This window comes from Pedobacter sp. UBA5917 (assembly GCF_002432345.1).
Taxonomy (GTDB): domain Bacteria; phylum Bacteroidota; class Bacteroidia; order Sphingobacteriales; family Sphingobacteriaceae; genus Pedobacter.
The window spans coordinates 1-19365 of record NZ_DJDT01000178.1; the positions used below are offsets into that span (position 1 = coordinate 1).

Annotated in this window: 18 protein-coding genes; 5 read left to right on the forward strand and 13 right to left on the reverse strand. The window is 39.1% G+C overall.

The annotated features are described in order from the left end of the window. Positions 1-278: 278 nt before the first annotated feature. Positions 279-2540 carry a glycoside hydrolase family 95 protein gene (locus tag B2V92_RS11560; protein WP_293308019.1) on the forward strand — a complete coding sequence of 754 codons (2262 nt, stop codon included), beginning with the start codon at positions 279-281 and terminating at the stop codon, positions 2538-2540. 257 nt (positions 2541-2797) lie between these two features. Then, a complete protein-coding gene (locus B2V92_RS11565) occupies positions 2798-3151 on the forward strand; it encodes a nuclear transport factor 2 family protein (protein ID WP_293308021.1) in 354 nt (117 codons plus the stop codon). 182 nt (positions 3152-3333) lie between these two features. Here the strand turns inward: B2V92_RS11565 and B2V92_RS11570 are convergent, their stop codons facing one another. The 3 genes from B2V92_RS11570 to B2V92_RS11580 form a co-directional block, all read right to left on the reverse strand. Then, entirely contained in the window at positions 3334-3528 is a 195-nt protein-coding gene (locus B2V92_RS11570) for a hypothetical protein (RefSeq protein WP_293308023.1), read from the reverse strand. Then, positions 3525-4712 (reverse strand): GAF domain-containing sensor histidine kinase, encoded by a 1188-nt coding sequence (locus B2V92_RS11575; RefSeq protein ID WP_293308025.1) that lies wholly within the window; start codon positions 4710-4712, stop codon positions 3525-3527. The genes B2V92_RS11570 and B2V92_RS11575 overlap by 4 nt, the downstream gene beginning before the upstream one ends. A 151-nt stretch (positions 4713-4863) precedes the next feature. After that, positions 4864-6288, reverse strand: coding sequence for a glycoside hydrolase family 125 protein (locus B2V92_RS11580; protein WP_293308027.1), 1425 nt, complete (start codon positions 6286-6288; stop codon positions 4864-4866). Between the two features lie 272 nt (positions 6289-6560). Here B2V92_RS11580 and B2V92_RS11585 point away from each other — a divergent pair, with 272 nt between their 5' ends. Next, the gene (locus B2V92_RS11585) at positions 6561-7742 is read left to right on the forward strand and encodes a DUF1624 domain-containing protein (RefSeq protein ID WP_293308029.1); all 1182 of its coding nucleotides are present in this window, start codon (positions 6561-6563) and stop codon (positions 7740-7742) included. On the opposite strand, the gene B2V92_RS11590 is transcribed toward B2V92_RS11585, so the two are convergent. The 4 genes from B2V92_RS11590 to mutS form a co-directional block, all read right to left on the reverse strand. After that, on the reverse strand, positions 7739-8344 hold the full coding sequence (locus tag B2V92_RS11590; protein WP_293308031.1) for a thioredoxin family protein: 606 nt from the start codon (positions 8342-8344) through the stop codon (positions 7739-7741). The two genes, B2V92_RS11585 and B2V92_RS11590, sit on opposite strands and share 4 nt — an antisense overlap. A gap of 6 nt (positions 8345-8350) precedes the next feature. Then, positions 8351-8818, reverse strand: a complete 468-nt coding sequence (locus B2V92_RS11595; protein WP_293308033.1) for a TlpA disulfide reductase family protein — start codon at positions 8816-8818, stop codon at positions 8351-8353. A 149-nt stretch (positions 8819-8967) separates the two neighbouring features. After that, a complete protein-coding gene (locus B2V92_RS11600) occupies positions 8968-9492 on the reverse strand; it encodes a C40 family peptidase (protein WP_293308035.1) in 525 nt (174 codons plus the stop codon). A 183-nt stretch (positions 9493-9675) separates the two neighbouring features. Further along, a complete protein-coding gene (gene mutS / locus B2V92_RS11605; RefSeq protein ID WP_293308037.1) occupies positions 9676-12288 on the reverse strand; it encodes a DNA mismatch repair protein MutS in 2613 nt (870 codons plus the stop codon). A 451-nt stretch (positions 12289-12739) separates the two neighbouring features. Here mutS and B2V92_RS11610 point away from each other — a divergent pair, with 451 nt between their 5' ends. Next, the gene (locus tag B2V92_RS11610; RefSeq protein ID WP_293308038.1) at positions 12740-13054 is read left to right on the forward strand and encodes an HPF/RaiA family ribosome-associated protein; all 315 of its coding nucleotides are present in this window, start codon (positions 12740-12742) and stop codon (positions 13052-13054) included. A 74-nt stretch (positions 13055-13128) separates the two neighbouring features. On the opposite strand, the gene B2V92_RS11615 is transcribed toward B2V92_RS11610, so the two are convergent. The 6 genes from B2V92_RS11615 to B2V92_RS11640 form a co-directional block, all read right to left on the reverse strand. Next, positions 13129-13734 carry a hypothetical protein gene (locus B2V92_RS11615; protein WP_293308040.1) on the reverse strand — a complete coding sequence of 202 codons (606 nt, stop codon included), beginning with the start codon at positions 13732-13734 and terminating at the stop codon, positions 13129-13131. A 6-nt stretch (positions 13735-13740) separates the two neighbouring features. Beyond that, positions 13741-14517, reverse strand: coding sequence for a Fic family protein (locus B2V92_RS11620; RefSeq protein WP_293308042.1), 777 nt, complete (start codon positions 14515-14517; stop codon positions 13741-13743). 56 nt (positions 14518-14573) lie between these two features. Further along, positions 14574-15299 carry a menaquinone biosynthetic enzyme MqnA/MqnD family protein gene (locus B2V92_RS11625; RefSeq protein WP_293308044.1) on the reverse strand — a complete coding sequence of 242 codons (726 nt, stop codon included), beginning with the start codon at positions 15297-15299 and terminating at the stop codon, positions 14574-14576. 98 nt (positions 15300-15397) lie between these two features. After that, positions 15398-16024, reverse strand: coding sequence for a histidine phosphatase family protein (locus tag B2V92_RS11630; RefSeq protein ID WP_293308046.1), 627 nt, complete (start codon positions 16022-16024; stop codon positions 15398-15400). 97 nt (positions 16025-16121) lie between these two features. Next, a complete protein-coding gene (gene mqnE, locus B2V92_RS11635) occupies positions 16122-17315 on the reverse strand; it encodes an aminofutalosine synthase MqnE (RefSeq protein WP_293308048.1) in 1194 nt (397 codons plus the stop codon). Between the two features lie 283 nt (positions 17316-17598). Further along, on the reverse strand, positions 17599-18093 hold the full coding sequence (locus B2V92_RS11640; protein WP_293308050.1) for a hypothetical protein: 495 nt from the start codon (positions 18091-18093) through the stop codon (positions 17599-17601). A 122-nt stretch (positions 18094-18215) separates the two neighbouring features. On the opposite strand from B2V92_RS11640, the gene B2V92_RS11645 reads away from it, so the two are divergent. Continuing rightward, positions 18216-19331 (forward strand): trans-sulfuration enzyme family protein, encoded by a 1116-nt coding sequence (locus B2V92_RS11645; protein WP_293308078.1) that lies wholly within the window; start codon positions 18216-18218, stop codon positions 19329-19331. Positions 19332-19365: the final 34 nt, after the last annotated feature.

Below are 19365 nucleotides of genomic sequence, written 5' to 3' on the forward strand. Positions count from 1 at the left end.
AGATTTAGCTTCGCTGAGCACTACGTGGTTCTCGACTTCGCTTCGCTACGCTCGAAATGACGGTAACTTTTAGGAGTTACTTGCGTTAGCGTGTCTGTCAATCATATTGATTTTTATAAAATAAAATATTCCTCAGGATGACAGCAGTAAGTTGTTTTATGCACCATGATCAGCTGCCAAACCCCAATGCTTAAATAATTGAATAATATGCCAAAAATCGAGATGCATTCGCATTCTGATTATCTATATCTTTGAAAACACACTAATCAAATATTGTCATGCTTTTTAAACTTAAGCAACTGATCTGCCTGATGCTGATTTCATTACTGGCATTTGGCTTTTCGAAAACCACATCAGCACAGAAAAAACAAAACGGTCCTTTATTACTTTGGGACAATAAACCGGCAAAAGACTGGATGACGGAAGCCTATCCTATCGGTAATGGCCGCATTGGCGGAATGATTTTTGGTGGCGTAAATCAGGAGCATATCCAGTTTAACGACAATACACTTTGGACAGGTGATGAAAACGACAGGGGCATGTACCAGGCCTTTGGCGATCTTTTTATTGATTTTGAACAGAAAAGTCAGGATTTTACAGGTTATAAACGTGAGCTTAACCTCTCAAATTCGGTCCATACCATTGGTTATACCCAAAACGCAGTTCATTATAAACGCGAATATTTCTGCAGTTTTCCGGATAAAGTAATGGTTTTAAGGCTTACTTCTGATCAAAAGAATGCTTATTCGGCTGCAATCAGGTTAAAAAATGCGCATCAGGGTAATATCACCGTTAATGGCAATACCATCCAATTTGCGGGTACCTTATCAAACGGAATGCTTTATCAGGCTACGGCATTGGTTAAAATCGAAAACGGCAAATCCTATCCGGTAAAGGACGATAATGGAGAAAAATTAAAGATAGATAAAGCAGATGCCATTACCATTATTTTTACAGCAGCAACAAATTACATCAATAAACGCGAACAGCACTGGAAAGGTGAAGAACCTGCTGCGAAAATAGATCGTATCCTCAAAGAAGCATCGCCAAAAAATTATGCTACATTATTAAAAAGCCATATTCAGGATTACCAAAAACTATTTAACCGCTTAGCCATTAGTTTGGGTGAAAGCGATATTAAGAATAACAGTTTACCAACATACGAAAGGCTGATCAACTATAAAAAAACGCCTGATCATGATCTTGAAACCTTAATTTACCAATACGGAAGATATTTATTGATCAGTTCTTCGAGACCGGGCGGTTTACCGGCCAATTTGCAGGGGCTTTGGAACGAAAGCAATACACCGCCATGGGGAAGTGATTATCACTCCAATATCAATATCCAGATGAACTACTGGCTTGCAGAACCTACCAACCTTTCCGAATGCCATATTCCATATCTGGATTACATCAACAGCATGCGCGAAGTGAGTGCGGTTACTACCCGTAAAGATTATCCCAACACACGCGGCTGGACAGTAAAAACGGAGAATAATATTTTTGGCGGCATGAGTTATTTATGGAATACACCAGGTAGTGCGTGGTATGCGCAGGCACTTTGGGAGCATTACGCTTTTACAAAAGATAAGAATTACCTCAAAAATTTTGCGTATCCGATTATAAAGGAAATATCTGAATTTTGGGATGACCATCTAAAAAGAAGACCTGATGGTACTTTGGTGTCACCTTTGGGCTGGTCGCCGGAGCATGGCCCAACTGAGGATGGCGTAACCCACGATCAGCAGATTGTATTCGATTTATTCACCAATTATATCGAAGCCGCTGAAGTTTTAGAAATTGATAGCGACTATAGAAAACATATTGCTGATTTAAAGGCGCATCTGTTAAAACCCAAAATAGGTAAATGGGGACAGTTGCAGGAATGGGAAACCGATCGTGATGACCCTAAAGACCAGCACAGGCATATTTCTCATCTTTTTGGCCTGCATCCGGGGCGCGAAATCAGTACAATTAAAACGCCTGAGCTTGCAAAAGCAGCAAGGGTAACGTTAACTGCACGCGGTGATGAATCAACGGGTTGGTCTATGGCCTGGAAAATGAATTTCTGGGCGAGGCTACAGGATGGTAATCATGCCTATAAAATATTGCAGAACTTTATTACCCCTGTTGGCGGTTCTGGTACCGATTATAATAAAGGTGGTGGAATTTATTCGAATCTATTCTGCGCACACCCACCTTTTCAGATTGACGGTAACTTTGGTTATACTGCAGGTATCTCAGAAATGTTGTTGCAAAGCCAGGCCGGCGAACTTCAGTTTTTACCTGCTCTGCCTGATCAATGGAGCACAGGAAACATCCAGGGTTTAAGGGCAAGGGGTAACTTCGAAATCACAGATCTGCAATGGAAAGAGGGTAAAATCACCAAATTATCTATCAAATCGCTATCTGGTGAAGATTGTATTGTGAGAAGTCCGAATGCGCTAAAGGTTAAAGGAATTACTGCAGAGAAATCAGGAAATGACTATAAGTACAGCTTTAAAACGCAGATAGGTAAAGTATATAGTTTTGAGGGGTAGAGCACTGTTATTCTTTCGAGGAATAATTTATTGCATAAAATCAATATTATTGACGTAGGGGTTAACTTAAGCTAAATCCCCCCAGATACGTCATCTCGAGCGAAGTGAAACGTAGCCGAGAGATCTATCTCGAGTTAGATCTCTCCCTGCCCGAAGCAGGCGGGCATTTCACTGCGTTCCAGTCGAGATGACGACGGTTTATATGAATTACCTCAAACATTTTCTTACAAGTTTCCGTTTATTCTAAAACAAATGCCATGGGTACATCCAATAAAATACTGACCGAGCACAATGCAAAAGTAGTTGTACTTGATTTTATCAATGCTTTAAATGCAGAAGACTTTGACCTTGCCCGACAGCAATTGCATGATGACATGACCTTTAAAGGTGTGATGGGTGAAAGAAAAGGAGCCGAAGTTTATATTGAAGACATGAAAAAGATGAAATTCAAGTACGATGTTAAAAAAGTATTTGTAGATCAGGAAGAGGTTTGTATTTGGTACGACATCAACATGGGGGCAAAAACAATTTTCGCCAGTGGCTGGTACAAATTAGTCGACGAAAAAATCCAATCATTCCAGGTGATTTTTGATCCACGGCCAATTTTATAATATTATAGTCGTCACCCTGTCCCGAACCTTCGGGATCAGGGTCTATTGTGCAGAAAAGATGCTGAAACAAGTTCAGCATGACGATTGTAGGAGAAGACATAGATAATTAACGATAGATCTCTCCCTGCCCGAAGCAGGCGGGCATTCCATTGCGTTCCAGTCGAGATGACGAGCGCGTTAAACTAACAAACCTGCTTCAGTTTTCTAACAATAATATGGCTGTTTTCCAAGTGAAAAAGAAACATCAAAAACTCATCCGTTTCGCTGATTTCGATGCCGGATATTTTGCCAGACACCTTATTTCCATCGGTAATATGATTGCCGATCTTTAAATCCAAAAGCGAAGATGTTGGTAACTGATCGTTTACAGTAATCATTTTTTATAGGGTAAACGTAAGGTAAAACAGGTTTGTTCGGGTGTGGAGGTTACATCCAATGTTCCATCATGCGCCTTGGCAATTTCTGATGCGATGTACAAACCTAAACCCAGGCCTTTTTGATTTGGCTCCACTTCTCCCCTCGAAAAAGGCTGGAACAATCGTTCCATAGCTGCTTCGCTAATCTGTTTTCCTTTGTTGGCTACACAGAGGTTAAATTCTTTCTCTGTACTAACGGCTGTAATTTCTACGGTAGAATCAGCTGGCGAATAGTTTAAGGCATTGGCTAAAAGGTTGGAGAAAAGCTGCGCCAGGCGCTTACCATCAGCATTAACAGGGTGCGTAAAATCAAAATCGGTCTTGATATCACGGCTTGGCCATATCGTTTGTAATTCATCAATTACCTGTACCAACCACTTTTCCAGGTCGTCATCATGTGTTCTGTTAACGGTAATGCCATCACCTAAACGGCCACTGGCAAAATCGAGCATATTTTCGATCAGGCCATTCATCCTGAATGAAGAATCTTTTACGATTTTTGCGATGCGTATACCACGCTCATCTAAATTTAAACGCGACAATAATTGCGCACTACTGGAGATGGCGTTTAAAGGATTTCTTAAATCGTGTCCTAAAATGGCAATAAACTGATCTCTTAAAATGGCAATTTCCTGTTCTTTTTTCAACTCCTTTTCGGCAATTTCCACCTGATCCAATGCATCCATATGAAATGCTATTAAATCGGCAAACATCGTAAACATCCCCGTAATGGTAGGATTTTTAAGTTTGGCCGGTCGTGGATCGATGGCGCAGAGTGTTCCGAAAAAATCGCCGTTTTTTAAAATAATCGGAACGGAAATGTAACTCTGAAAACCATACATTAATGGCGTGTGATGCCCCTTGAAATTCGGATCTTCATCTACATGATCGATCACTACGGCCTGCTGGTGCTGCCTGATTTCGTTGCAGATGGTTGTTTCGAGCTTCAGTTCGCCACCTACCGTTAAGCCAAAATTAATTTCGTCCAAAACTGCGCAGGCAATCCATTTATCGGAAGTTACCCTGGCCACAGCAGAAAAGCCCATACCCGTTGTACGGCACACAATTTCTAAAATATGTGCAACAGCAGGAATTCTATTAATGTTTTCTATATCAGAAAGAATGGTTTTATCGGGATGTTGCAAAACGGAATGAATAATATAGCAGCAATTTACAAATATTTCTGCTTTAAGGAAATATTGATCTGATTTTGTAATACCTGTTTAATAAAAATGGGATAAATACATCTTTACAAATGTATTTATCCCACGTAAATATTCTAAATGTACAACTATTTTAAGGCTTTAACAAAGCCGGTTTTTCCTGGTAGGTTCTCCAAAGTAATTCACCAAATAAAGTGTTAGACCATGCGAACCAGGCTCTTGTAAAGTTTGCAGGATTATCTTTATTGAACGATTCGTGCATAAAACCTTTACCAGCGTGTGTTTTTCTCAGTGTTTCGATGCAGTATTTAATTTCCGCATCATCTTTTGATGTTAATGCACGCATGGTGATACTCATCGGCCAGATCATATCCTGACCAGCGTGCGGTCCGCCGATTCCTTCTGCCGCTGTTCCTTTAAAGAAATAAGGATTATCTTTTGAAAGCGCGAACTTTCTGGTGTTCTGGTAAATTGGGTCTTCTACCTTCATTGCACCCAGATATGGCAAGCCTAATAAGCTTGGTACATTAGAATCGTCCATCAGGTAAGAACTTCCGAAACCATCCACCTCGAAGGCGTAAATTTTGCCATATTTCGGGTGGTTAACAATTGCATGTTTCTGTAAAGCGGCATTTACTTCGTCGGCAAGATTTAATAAACTGCTTTCTAAATTTTTATCGCTCTGCAGTGCCTTGATCATTTCTGCCGCTTGTTTTAAGCTAGATACCGCAAAGAAGTTAGATGGAACAAGGAAAGGGAAAATGGTTGCATCATCACTCGGACGGAAAGCTGAACAGATTAAACCGACAGGATTTACCGGAAAGCCGTAACCGGCCATTGGTAAAGAATCAGTTGGCTGCGTGGTTTCCCGCTGGAAATGGTATGGACCTTTATCAGCTTTGCGCTGTTGTTCTTTAAATGTTTTTAAGGTGGCTTCGATCCCTTTTTTCCAATCGGCATCAAAAGGTGTTTTATCACCAGTTTTTTTCCAGTAGTGATAAGCTAAACGGATTGGATAACACAACGAATCGATTTCCCATTTACGTTCGTGCACACCTGGCTGCATAGTGGTTTTGTCGGTTTTCCATTCGCCAACTTTGGTGGCATCGCCATAAAAAGCATTGGCATAAGGATCTTTTAATACACATTGCGTTTGATGGATAATTACTCCTGCAATTAACTTTTTAAGTGGTTCATCTTCGTTTACAAACTGAAGGTAAGGCCAAACCTGTGCAGAACTGTCGCGCAACCACATGGCATCGATATCACCGGTGATAACATAGGTATCAGGGCGGCCATTTTTTTCGTTGTAATACACTGTGGTATCGAGTGTATTCGGGAAACAATTTTCGAACAACCAGGCCAGTTCTGGGTTTTTAACATTTGCCTGGAAGGTTTTAATTGCAGCATCTACAGCTTTGCTCTGAAAATGTCTTTTAGCGGCAGTTACCCGTACTACAGGAAATTCGGGAGCCAGATTGGCAGCAAAAGAAAATTTCGATGCAACTACCCCACCGGCCAGTAAACCTGTGTTTTGTATAAATGTTCTTCTTTTCATTATGTTGTGTTATGATAATTTGGTTCGTTTATGTTAACCGGAATCTCTCCCGACATTGGATATACTCCATGAGAAAAGATAAGATTATTCGGTTAGCGCTCAAACAAATATTATGATAATAATTGGAACATCAAAATAGAAATATGCAATTAAAGCGTTCCTAAATCGATTTTTGAGTGGCATATTTCTGGGAAATTAATTGATAGATGGTTTAAGATAGAGATCATCAATTGCTTTTGATTTACTATCTTTAAGTAACCAAACATTTTACAATGAATGCTGATCTAACCACCAAATCAAAACGCATTTTATCTATCGACATATTACGCGGCGCTGTAATGATCATTATGGCACTCGACCATACCAGGGATTTTTTCCATATCGGAGCTATGACAGGCGATCCTTTAAATCCGGATACCACAACAGGAATATTATTTTTTACGCGCTGGATTACCCATTTTTGTGCACCTACCTTTGTTTTTCTGTCAGGATTATCAGCTTATTTATCGGCGCAGCATAAAACACCCGCACAGGCCAGTTCGTTTTTATTGAAACGTGGATTGTGGCTCATATTTATAGAAATTGCTGTAATATCCCTTGGGCTCACTTTTAATCTGCAGTATAACTTTATTATTCTACAGGTAATATGGGCAATTGGTTGCAGTATGGTCTTTCTGGCTTTTGCCTGCCGTATTTCGTATAAAACCGTATTAATTATTGGTTTGATCCTCGTTTTTGGGCATAATATTTTCAATTTATTTCCCGAACCTAAAGCCGGTGGAATGATTTTAAAAGTATTCTTCACGGCCTCAGGAACTGTTGTACCTTTAAACAGTAACCATTTTATAGGTGTGTTTTATGCTATATTACCTTGGACGGGTGTAATGTTTGTGGGTTATGGAATTGGCGCCTGGTTTAAAAAGAATTACGATACCAAACTTAGGCAACAGAACTTATTAATTGTTGGCTCGCTCACCCTGATCCTCTTTATTGCGCTCAGGCTTATCAATGTGTATGGCGATCCTGCTCCACGGAAAGAATATCACGATCTTTTCAAAAACATACTTTCGTTTTTTAATGTAAGCAAATATCCACCATCCTTAGAATATATCGCCATGACCGTGGGTACAGCGATGTTGATTTTGGCTGTTACAGAAAAACTGGAGAACAGATTCACCAAAATAACCTCGGTTTATGGTGCTGTTCCGTTTTTTTATTATGTGATCCACTTTTATTTGCTCCACACTATTCTTATCATCGCATTTTTTGCGACCGGTTATACTGCTAAGGAAATTGTACAGGTGCCCTTTTTGTTCAGACCCGCATCATTTGGTTTTAGCCTGCCGATCGTGTATTTAATATGGATTAGCGTAGTAGCCTCTCTTTATTTACCATGCCGATGGTTTAAGAAATACAAAGAAACGCACCGCCAATGGTGGTTAAGTTATGTTTAACCTTTTTTCCACTTAATGCCACACCCCACGGCTTTGGTAGAGGCAATTGCAGGTTTTTTACCAGCCGCCAATTCGTTTACGGCATTTTTAACATATTCTGTTCTGGCGCTGTTCGCTTCTTCCGGATCGTTATCTATTGCACCGATATATTCTACTACATTGCCTTTATCGGTTTTATTCAGCACGAAAACATGTGGTGTCCTGGTTGCGCCAAACTGTTTGGTAACCACGTGATCAGGATCCAACAGATATGGAAAATTGAATTTCTTTTCGCTGGCCAGGGCCTGCATTTTTTCGAAACTTTCGTCAGGAACAGCTCCTGCATCATTGGGGTTGATGGCCAGTATCGGATAACCTTTGGCTGCATAAGTGGCATTTAATGCCGAAACACGGTCTTGGTACGCTTTTGCTACCGGGCAGGTATTACAGGTAAATACCACAATATATCCTTTAGCATCTTTATAGTCGGCTAATGAGACCGTTTTGTTATTTACATTCTTTAGCGAAAAATCTTTAACCACATCGCCCACTTTATAACCTTCTGTTTGTGCAAATGTTACTGCTGAAAGCAGCATAAATGCCATTAAAATCAATGTTTTCATTACAATTTATTTTAAGTTTAACAAAGTACCGTTCAGTTCCGCTTCGGTAAATTCTTTCTCGTAAAATTGCCTGGTCTTCTTGTTTACAAATAGTGTGGCGGGTATGGCACCAGACCATTTTTTATCAATTCTTTCTATATACTGCTGCTGATCGGGTTCATTTAAAAGAAAAACCTCGGCATTTATCTTATGCTGTACTACAAATGGGATTACCTCTTTTTGCAGTTTTGATTTAAAATCCAGACTCACCAAAAGCACTTTTACAGGCTTTTTTAAGTTTGCTAAGCGTAACTTTTCAAAATTCGGTAACTCTGCTACACATGGCGAACACCAGGTGGCCCAAAAATTGATTACATAAGTGGTATCTTTTCCATTGGCAATCCGTTTATCCAAATCATCCAGCTTGAGCAGTTTTACCTGCGCATTAACAAAATAAGTAATTAAAGATAAGCAGATTACAAGAAATGTACGCATAAAAGAATAACGAAAATTAATAGGGATTGTTTTAACAGTTGGGTCGTCACCCTGAACTTATTTCAGGGTCTATCTTATTAGAAAAATATAATGCTAAGTATTAAATAAAAAGATGCTGAAACAAGTTCAGCATGACGGTTGCAGGGAGTTTAATTCACCGATCCCGATTTTACCAGAACCTTTTGGTAGGCAGGCAACGTTAAATCATCAACAATTACCCCGCGGGTTGTGCTGGCATGAACGAAAAAACCATTATTGAGGTACACGCCAACGTGATCTACATCATTTCCACCAAATGAGAAAAAAACAAGATCACCCTCTTTTAAATTGTCTATATCTTTTTTTCTGACTGCATTCGCCTGGTCGCGCGAAATCCTTGGTAGCGTAACCCCATAGATTTCCTTTTCCAATAAAAATGCAAAACCCGAACAATCGATCCCGCTTTTATCCAATCCACCGAAACGGTACCTTACCCCTGTCCAGTCTGTAATAAAACGATACAGCTGTTTACTTTTTAAATTGGCCATTGCATCGGCCGCTTTCGAAGCTTTAGTATCATTTCTAACGGTATATTTACGGGTACCACAGGAAGAAAGAAAGATTATGAGTGCTGCTAAATAAAAAACATTTTTGAGGCGTATGGTATAAGGCGTAAGGTTTAGGGTTATTTCCATTTCGTTACCATTCTAGTATTGACTATTTAAGTTTAAGGTATAAGGTATAAGGTATAAGGTAATTCTATCGCATTACATTTAAATTCAAGTATTATCTGAGTGGTAGGTTAAAGGAATTTCTGCCGCATCTTTTTTAGTTTTAAAGTTTCTCAACCTTAAGCCTTAAACCTCATACCCTACACCTTAATTTTTGATCAATCTTTGTATTTCATCTAATTTCAAAAGCGCTTCTACCGGTGTTAAAGCATTTACATCGAGGTTGTTTAAGGTATCGCGGATTTTAACTAAAACCGGATCATCAACAGCAAACATCTGCAACTGGTAAGCCTGGTTCTGCACTTTTTTAATGCTGTCTTTAATGCTCTGCCCTTCGGTACGATCTATTTCAAGTTTCTTTAATATTTCATTTGCTCGTCCGATCAGTTTTGGTGGCATACCGGCCATTTTAGCCACATGGATACCAAAACTATGTTCGCTTCCCCCAGGCACCAGTTTACGCAAAAAGATCACTTTATTGGTCATTTCCTTAACCGAAACATTAAAATTTTTGATACGCGGCATGGTATTCGCCAGTTCGTTCAGTTCGTGATAGTGCGTGGCAAAAAGTGTTTTGGGCCTAGATGTTGGATGCTGGTGCAAAAATTCTGCAATGGCCCAGGCAATCGAAATACCATCATAGGTACTCGTTCCCCGACCAATTTCATCCAATAAAATCAAACTGTTATCCGAAATATTGTTCAAAATGCTGGCCGTTTCGTTCATCTCTACCATGAACGTACTTTCTCCGGATGAAATGTTGTCTGACGCACCCACACGCGTAAAAATCTTATCAACCAAACCTACTTCAGCGTCTTTGGCAGGTACAAACGACCCCATTTGCGCCATTAAAACAATCAAAGCCGTTTGCCTTAAAATGGCAGATTTACCCGCCATGTTGGGTCCGGTAATCATAATAATCTGCTGACTTTCGGTATCAAGGTATACATCATTGGTGATGTATTCCTGCCCTACAGGCAACTGTTTTTCAATTACCGGGTGACGGCCGCCTTTAATATCAAGTACCTTATCTTCGGTAACTTTAGGCTTGTTGTAATGGTTTTTGGCTGCCAGTTGGGCAAAACACAATAAACAATCCAGTTGTGCGATTAAAAATGAATCGAGTTGGATCGGTTTAATGTAACTGGCGGTTTCGTACATCAGTTCGTTGTACAAACGCACTTCAATGGCCTGTATTTTCTCTTCAGCACCTAAAATCTGGTCTTCGTATTCTTTCAGTTCAGGCGTAATATAGCGCTCGGCATTAACCAGCGTTTGCTTACGGATCCAGCCTTCAGGTACTTTATCCTTATGGGTATGGGTAACCTCTAAATAATAACCAAAAACGTTATTAAATGCAATTTTTAACGACGGGATGCCGGTTGCTTCTGCCTCACGTTTCTGGATCTGCACCAGATAATCTTTACCACCGAAAGCAATTTTTCGTAAGCGGTCTAATTCTTCATCAATACCATCGGCTATTACATTTCCTTTGATCAGCAAAGCCGGCGGCTCGGGCTGTAATTCCTTTTCAATCCTTTCGCGGATGGCCAAACAAGGATTTAACTGATCTGCTATTTTAATTAAAAACGGATTTTTAGAATCTGTAGCCAGTTTTTTAACAGCTTCGATATGGTAAAGTGCACGTTTTAAGGCTACCAGTTCGCGTGGGCCAACACGTTGCAAACCTACTTTGGAAATCAGACGTTCCAAATCGCCGATCTGTTTGATGTTATTTAAAAACTCGCCCTGTAATTCCTCATGACCAACAAAATACTCTACCATGCCAAGGCGTTCTTGGATCGGTTTAAGTTCTTTTAAAGGCATGATAATCCACTTCTGCAACAAACGTGCGCCCATTGGCGTACAGGTATGATCCAAAATATCAAAAAGTGTTACCGCATTGTCGTTCGGCGAATTCACCAACTCCAGGTTACGGATTGTAAAGCGGTCTAACCACATGTAGCGGTCTTCCTCAATACGGCTTATCGAACTGATATGCTGCAGATTACGGTGCTCTGTTTCGCCCAGGTAATGTAAAATCACCCCTGCAGCTACTATCCCGCTCTGTAAACGCTCTACACCAAAACCTTTTAACGAAGAAACCTCGAAATGTTTCATCAGCGTTTCATTCCCGAAATCGGAGGTAAAAGGCCATTCGTCTAAACCGAAAGTATAAAAACGGTCGCCAAAGTTTTCTACAAAAGCCTGCCGTTTCGATTTTTGGAAAATCACTTCTGTAGGTTTAAAACCCTGCAAAAGTTTATCGATATAGTCGCTGTTTCCCTGTGCGATTAAAAATTCGCCTGTTGAGATATCTAAAAATGAAATGCCCAACTGCGTTTTGTCGAAGAAAACACAGGCAAGAAAATTATTCGACTTTTGATTTACAATATTATCGCCATAAGCCACGCCAGGGGTAACCAATTCAGTAACACCGCGTTTAACAATGTTTTTTGTAGCTTTGGGATCTTCTAATTGATCACATATCGCCACACGCTGACCTGCCCTAACCAATTTGGAAAGGTAATTATCCAATGAATGATGAGGAAAGCCTGCAAGTTCTAAAGCTCCTCCATTTGGGCCTGTACCTCTTCTGGTAAGTACTATACCTAAAATCTGAGCCGTTTTAATGGCATCTTCGCCAAAGGTTTCATAAAAATCGCCAACCCTAAATAGTAAAAGTGCGCCCGGATACTTCGCTTTAATCGCGTTGTACTGCTGCATTAACGGGGTTTCTTTATTCGTGTCTTTAGCCAAAACTGAAATTAATTTACAAAAGCCATAAAGATAACACGAATATGCATTTTAAAGCTGTTTTGTTGAAAAGTTGAAAGATTTTTAACAGCGAATGGTTAATTGTAGGGTATCAGAGTTAACCAATTTATACAGTTTAAACAATTAACCCTTCCGATGCAGTTAATTCGTTTATATAATTTAAACAGTTAACCATCGTTAGAAAATGAAGGGTCCTGTTCATTTAGGTGGCTTTGGTCCTGCTTTTCATTACAAGTCCGCGCTCGTTCCTCGCTTACGGGCTTTTCATTTCAATCAGGTTTATAAACAAAGGTCTGTTTTAACCAGATGTATAGTAAATATGCTTGCTTAGCACAGTTAACCAATTAACCGATTTATACAGTTAACCATTACCAGAAACAATTACCCCTGTCTAGGTGTTACTTTACTATTAATTCAACCTAATATTATAACTATGACGATCCAACTGAATACCGACAAGAATTTAACGATACACCAGGAATACGAAGAAAAAATCCAAAGCCAGTTAAATGAGGGCTTAAGCAGGTACAGTGATATAATTACACGTTTAGAAGTTCATTTATCTGATGAAAATGGCAGCAAAGAAGGGTTGGATGATAAGAGATGTTTATTGGAAGCCAGGATTACGGGTAAAGAACCTATTGCGGTTTCGAACCTTGGCAATACTTACGATCTGGCCATTACTGGCGCACTTAGCAAATTAAAGAGTACGCTTGAAAAAGTGGCAGGGAAGATGAAAAGCTACTAAACGTACGTCACCCTGAATTTATTTCAGGGTCCATACTTCAACAAAAAGCAATCCTTTCAGATTGCTTTTTTGTTTTAAAATAATGTTGGTCTTCTTCCCTTAACATCAAACTGGGGATAACATCTTTCATCCAGTAATTCAAATCTGGTAGCTGATAACGCATGCTTAAATAAGTCATCATTATCTTTATCCATTGTACCAATATGGACATTACCATCTTTGCATATTGAAGCTACGATGTTTTGAGATTCATCCGTAAAATGAACGTATTGTATTAATCCATTTACGGATACCAGCACTGCAAGATGTTTGATAAACTGAACCATATTATCTTTATCCACAATTAAACCACCCGAAAAAGTGTTTTTTATACCTTCACCTGCAAAGTACTCCATTCCCTTTTTAAAGTTTTTATATTTCCCTTCCCGAAACCGCCATGCTAATTTTTCATCACCCAGAAAAATAAAGCTATTCGATTTTAAAGCAGCACACAAAATGGAAAGCTCTTTTCCCAGGTTTTTGAGATGTTTTTTATAAGTCTCAGATTTTAATATTAAAACGTAATTGGAAAAAGTATCCGGATAGAAGTAGTCGTAATCTTCTATATCCTCATTGTAATTTCTGAGCGGAAATATCGGATACGTGGAAAGGCATTTCTTCCTTTTAATCTGTTTAATCATAAACAATTACAATGCCTTTGGTAGCATTAATAAGAAAGGTAAGGCTTTCGAATAATCTAATTCCTCATACTCCAAACCTAAAACCCTTAAGTTTTGATAGTAAGTTTGATGATTTTCGTAATACATTTTTTCCGATTGAACAAACCACGCTTTTTCACCTAGTTTTTGTGCAAGGAACCATTTTTCCAACAACCTGCCAGTACGGCCATTTCCATCGTTATATGGATGGATTTTCACAAATACCAAATGGATCATGGAAGCAAAAAAGAAGACTTCTTTAATGCTTAAACTTGTCGATAACAAAGAGGTCAAGTCGTGATATAACTTTTCCATCTCTTCGGCAAGTTTTATTGGAGCTATAGCCACATACTCTATACGTCCATCCGGAGTAGAAACATACATATTGTGGTTTCTTAACTTCCCCTGATAATTTTTGGCAACAATATTTTCACTCAATAACTGATGAGCTTTCGAGATATTGTCAACGTTTATGCGATTATATTTAACAAAATCATATGCAGCATATAAGTCGTCAATTTTTTTAGTATAATCTGGCAAAAATTCTATACCAAACCTTTTATGTTTGATATAAGAATCAAGTTCAATGTCCTCCCCTTCAATTTTACTTGAATAAACTGACGAAACTGATGTATAAAAACTAAATTCGCTTGTAGATAGCTCTGCATCCTGTAATTGATCGAATTTCTCCCGTAGATTATCATTAACCTGCAAAGAGTAGATATCTAACAAATCAACAGGAATAATTTCTAACTCATCAAACATTACAAAATGGATTTAAAGCTAATTTAGGATTTGATTCTGTAAAAAGCGATTCTATTTTATAACTGCTCAATATACCCCAAAAACAAATTTAATGCTTTTTTGCGGTCGTCGGTTACATCAAATTGAAGCTTATGGTATAAATAATCTTCCAAATCGAAATTTGGCGATTCTGGTAATTCCAGCAAAACTTCTTTTCTATGATCTAAACCAAATTTTAAAGCTGTATTAAACTCAGCCTTAAATTCTTCTGGAATTTCTTTATTGGCCACCCAGGCGGCATACATAAATGGTAATCCGGTTAATTTTTTCCACTCCTCACCCATATCATAAGCATAGGCGAAATCATCTTTTTTGCCAAAAGTTCTATCACCGATTAAAACAAAAGCATCTGTTTTGGCGTTAGGATCGGTCGTAAATTCTACTTCCTTTTTCCAGTGGAATTTCAATAATACCTTTGCCAGGTTGTTCGATGTACGCGAATGGGCATCGAGCCTTACCGTTTTAATTTCCGCTGCCGGAACTTCGCTAAAAATGAATACCGAATTAACACCGCCATCGCTACCTATGCAGTAATCGGCTATAATATTTGCATTTGGCACCAATGGAATCGCTGCAACAGGCATTAAACCGATATCAACCTGACCGTTAATTACTTTAGCCGCACAATCTGAAGGGATATCTAAACTTAAATCAATTTTATTTATAATATCCGAATGTTCTAATCCGTATATAAAAGCTTTGGTGTTGGTGTATGCAACAGCCGATATTTTAATCTTATTCAAGGTGTTGTGTTTTTTATTATTGCCGTCATGCTGAATTTATTTCAGCATCTATTCTAACAGATCCTGAAACAAGTTCAGGATGACGGGGTATCTTGAAGCTATCCAATTACTAAACCGTCCAGATGAACGGCACTGTTAAATTCAAGCACGGTAAATTTTCCATCCTCAAATCCCATTTTATAAAGTACAGTATTCTGATGAGGGAATTCAGTCATTTCGCTTAATGGCTTACCCAATAGCAAACAAAGGAAAACACGCATTGCCCTGCCATGCATGCAAAGCAGCACTGTTTTTTCCTCTGGTCTGCTCATTAAAACCTGCATTGGCTGTTTTAGGCGTTCGTAAACATCCTGCACACTTTCACCACCTTCAAAATGAGCCGCATAATCACCATTCTCCCAACTCTGCAACATCTCGCGGAAAGCATCGCGTGCATCCTCGGTATTCGGTTTTCCCTCCCAAACACCCCAGGCCAGCTCATCCAATCCAGAAAGTTTTTCCCATGGCAGTTTCGAATCAATAAATTTCTGCACAGTTTGCCAGGTGCGCTTTAAATCAGAAGTATAAATTTTATCAAAAGGAATGTGTTTATAAGTTTGATAAAAAGCTTCTGCCTGTGCCCTTCCTAAATCATTTAAGTCAGCATTTATACCTCTGCCCTGTACTATGCCCTGTCTGTTAAGTTCCGTTTCGCCGTGGCGGATGATGTATATTTCTTTGACCATTAAATAGGATTTTTTAGATTATAGGATATCAGGATTTATATTTAATAGGTTATGTGTTTTTTCGATACGATCCTAAAATCCTATCATCATAACAATCCTAATTTACTACCGGTAGTTTATAATATTGGGGCTTTTTCTCTTCTTCGAAAACCACATGCTCGAAATCAGTAACCACATTATATAGCGTATCGCGTTCTATTGCTTTTCTGCCAACCTGTTTAATCAGATTAACCAGTTCTTTGGTACTCATTGCAGGCGTTTGCTCTTCTGCGCCGGCCATAGAGTATATTTTAGTAGTATCATCCAAAGTACCGTCGATATCATCTACGCCGTAATTTAAAGATAACTGGGCTGTTTCGCGACTGATCATTGCCCAATAAGCCTTAATATGATCGAAATTATCCATATAGATACGGGCAATGGCATAATTCCTTAAATCTTCAATTACTGATGATTCGGGCACATTGCTCATCTGGTTGTGCTGATTTCTGAACTTTAACGGGATAAAGGTTTGGAAACCACCTGTGCGGTCCTGCAGTTCACGGAGTTTCTCCATATGATCTACACGGTGCCAGTATTTTTCGATATGTCCGTAAAGCATTGTAGCATTACTTCTCATACCCAACTTATGCCATTCTTCGTGTATATCCAGCCATTGCTGCCCGGTACATTTATCCTTGGCGATCTGCTCTCTCACTTCAGGGTGAAAAATTTCAGCTCCCCCACCCGGTATCGACTCCAGTCCGGCTTCTTTCATCAAACGCATACCTGTTGCGTAATCGATTTTGGCTTTCTTAAAAATATAATGATATTCAACAGGTGTTAATGCTTTTACATGCAGATCGGGACGGTGCTGTTTAATTGCAGTAAATAGTGCCGAATAAAAAGCTACATCATATTGTGGAAGCACTCCGCCTACAATATGTACTTCGGTTACAGGCTCACCGTCATATTTTTTAACGATATCAAGCATCTGTTCCATCGTTAATGCCCAGCCCTCTTCTTTTTGTTTTAATAAACGCGAATAAGAACAGAATTTACAGTCGTAAACACAAAGATTGGTTGGCTCTAAGTGGAAATTGCGATTAAAATAAGTTTTATCACCATGTTTTTGCTCACGGATAAAATTTGCAAGGACACCGAGGTAACCTAATTCGGCATGTTCGTAAAGGTATACCCCCTCGTCAAATGTAATGCGCTCTCCGTGAAGAACTTTGTGTGCTATGTTTTGTAATTCAGTTGATAAATTGGTATCAGCTAATATTTTTTCAACTTGCTCAGTTGTATTCATTCCTGATTTATTTTGAACAAAAATACAATAATGGGATGATTTCAAAATCATTTTCTTGTAACAAACCGCGATTTTTCCTTTTAATCGTCATTTCGACTGAAGCATAGTCCCGAATATTCGGGAGAGAAATCTATCTCGAGATAGATTTAGCTTCGCTGAGCCTTCGGGTTCTCGACTGCGTTGCACTCCGCTCGAAATGACGACGCTTTGGAAAAAAGTTACAACAAAAAAGCACCTCTTTTCAGAAGTGCTTTCAATGTATGTTTTTCGTAGGTAAATTAAATTATCTTGCCGCAGGCACAAAAGTTAACACGATATTTGCAGTTCTACCTCCAAATTCGATCGGTGATTTTAAGATCATCTGTGTGCTCGATAGGTCTGTTAGAACCAAACGGTAACCTTCTGCTACGTTTTTAGCTTTATCGCCTTCAAATATTTTTTTGAACTGGAAAGTCTGATCTTTAGGTGCCGCCGACCAGAAAATAGTTTGCATTACCGAACCGCATGCGCTTGATGCAGGCAAAGTATACGAACCATTACCACTATTGGTTAAATGCCAGGTACTGCCCTGAAAACATTTGTACGATTTTTCGCCAAACAAGCCCTGTACTGCGCCATCAGGCAATCCTTCTAAAGCTACATTACTTACTACCCAGTCGCGAACAACTGTACCTCTGCTACCCGTAACACCAGCAGTTACCCTTTTTGCGGTATTGCAGCTTTGTAACATTACTAAAGTAGAACATGCTATTGCGATAGCTATAAATAATCTTTTCATTTTTGTTTAATTTAATTTCGTCAAACTTGTTACATAAATCTTGCCAAAACCGTTACGAACCTTAAATTAGCGCCAAATTATTAAATTGCATTTCGATATTACTTATACCACCTTCAATAATGATGAAACCCGAAACCCTTGCTATTCACGCCTCTAATCTTGTAAAAACCACTACAGGTGATGTTACGCCGCCTATTAATCTATCCACAACTTTTTTTCGTGGCGAGGATGGTGGCTACCCCGGCGGACACATGTATAGCAGGGTAAGCAATCCAAACCGGTCTGCTTTAGAAAACACTGTAGCCAAATTAGAATATGGCGAAGATGCGGCGGCCTTTTCTTCTGGAAATACCTGTGGATTGGCCATGTTCCAGGCATTAAAGCCCTGCAGTCATATCATAGCTCCTGATGATATGTACTGGGGAATAAAAAAACAGCTGCTCACCATTTTTAATGAAAGTTTGGAATTCGATTTTATCGATCAAACTGATTTGAATCTGATCAAAGCCAGTATTAAACCAAATACACAGCTTATCTGGATCGAAACGCCATCAAATCCACTGTTAAAAGTGACAGATATTGAAGAAATTGCCAAAATAGCTAAAGCTAAAAATATTCCTCTGGTATGCGATAGTACTTTTGCCTCTCCTATTTTACAAAACCCAATCTTGTTGGGTGCTGATATTGTAATGCATAGCAGCACCAAATATTTAGGCGGACATAGTGATGTTCTTGGTGGAATTTTAGTTACTGCTAAAAAAGATGAACTATGGGATCGTATTAAAAACATACAACAAACCGGTGGTGCTGTACCTGCACCTTTCGATTGTTTTTTATTAACCCGAAGCATTAAAACATTAGCTTACCGTATGAAAGGACACTGCGAAAACGGAAAAAAAGTGGCCGATTATTTAAACCAGCACCCTAATGTGGAGGCCGTTTTTTATCCGGGACTGGAAAGTCACCCACAGCATGAAATTGCAAAAAAACAAATGAAAGATTTTAGCGGAATGATGTCCTTTTTAGTAAAAGGCGATGCAGCTGCTGCACATAAAGTGGTAAATAAAGTACAGCTGTTTGCACAGGCTACCAGTTTAGGTGGTGTAGAAAGCCTGATTGAACACCGTTATTCGGTAGAGGGACCAGATAGTACAACACCGAAAAACCTGCTCCGTATTTCGGTTGGATTGGAACATGTTGAAGATATTATCGCCGATTTAGCGCAGGCGCTAGGATAAATTAAGTATATAGTTTAACATCGTCCTCGTTTTT

Excerpts from the sequence above, each read along its gene's own strand:
- B2V92_RS11615 (WP_293308040.1), bottom strand. The coding sequence starts at position 13,734 with ATGATTAAACAGATTAAAAGGAAGAAATGCCTTTCCACGTATCCGATA.
- B2V92_RS11580 (WP_293308027.1), bottom strand. The coding sequence starts at position 6,288 with ATGAAAAGAAGAACATTTATACAAAACACAGGTTTACTGGCCGGTGGG.
- B2V92_RS11640 (WP_293308050.1), bottom strand. The coding sequence starts at position 18,093 with ATGAAAAGATTATTTATAGCTATCGCAATAGCATGTTCTACTTTAGTA.
- B2V92_RS11590 (WP_293308031.1), bottom strand. The coding sequence starts at position 8,344 with ATGAAAACATTGATTTTAATGGCATTTATGCTGCTTTCAGCAGTAACA.
- B2V92_RS11585 (WP_293308029.1), top strand. The coding sequence starts at position 6,561 with ATGAATGCTGATCTAACCACCAAATCAAAACGCATTTTATCTATCGAC.
- mqnE (WP_293308048.1), bottom strand. The coding sequence starts at position 17,315 with ATGAATACAACTGAGCAAGTTGAAAAAATATTAGCTGATACCAATTTA.
- B2V92_RS11560 (WP_293308019.1), top strand. The coding sequence starts at position 279 with ATGCTTTTTAAACTTAAGCAACTGATCTGCCTGATGCTGATTTCATTA.
- B2V92_RS11595 (WP_293308033.1), bottom strand. The coding sequence starts at position 8,818 with ATGCGTACATTTCTTGTAATCTGCTTATCTTTAATTACTTATTTTGTT.
- B2V92_RS11610 (WP_293308038.1), top strand. The coding sequence starts at position 12,740 with ATGACGATCCAACTGAATACCGACAAGAATTTAACGATACACCAGGAA.
- B2V92_RS11645 (WP_293308078.1), top strand. The coding sequence starts at position 18,216 with ATGAAACCCGAAACCCTTGCTATTCACGCCTCTAATCTTGTAAAAACC.
- B2V92_RS11620 (WP_293308042.1), bottom strand. The coding sequence starts at position 14,517 with ATGTTTGATGAGTTAGAAATTATTCCTGTTGATTTGTTAGATATCTAC.
- B2V92_RS11630 (WP_293308046.1), bottom strand. The coding sequence starts at position 16,024 with ATGGTCAAAGAAATATACATCATCCGCCACGGCGAAACGGAACTTAAC.
- B2V92_RS11565 (WP_293308021.1), top strand. The coding sequence starts at position 2,798 with ATGGGTACATCCAATAAAATACTGACCGAGCACAATGCAAAAGTAGTT.
- B2V92_RS11600 (WP_293308035.1), bottom strand. The coding sequence starts at position 9,492 with ATGGAAATAACCCTAAACCTTACGCCTTATACCATACGCCTCAAAAAT.
- B2V92_RS11570 (WP_293308023.1), bottom strand. The coding sequence starts at position 3,528 with ATGATTACTGTAAACGATCAGTTACCAACATCTTCGCTTTTGGATTTA.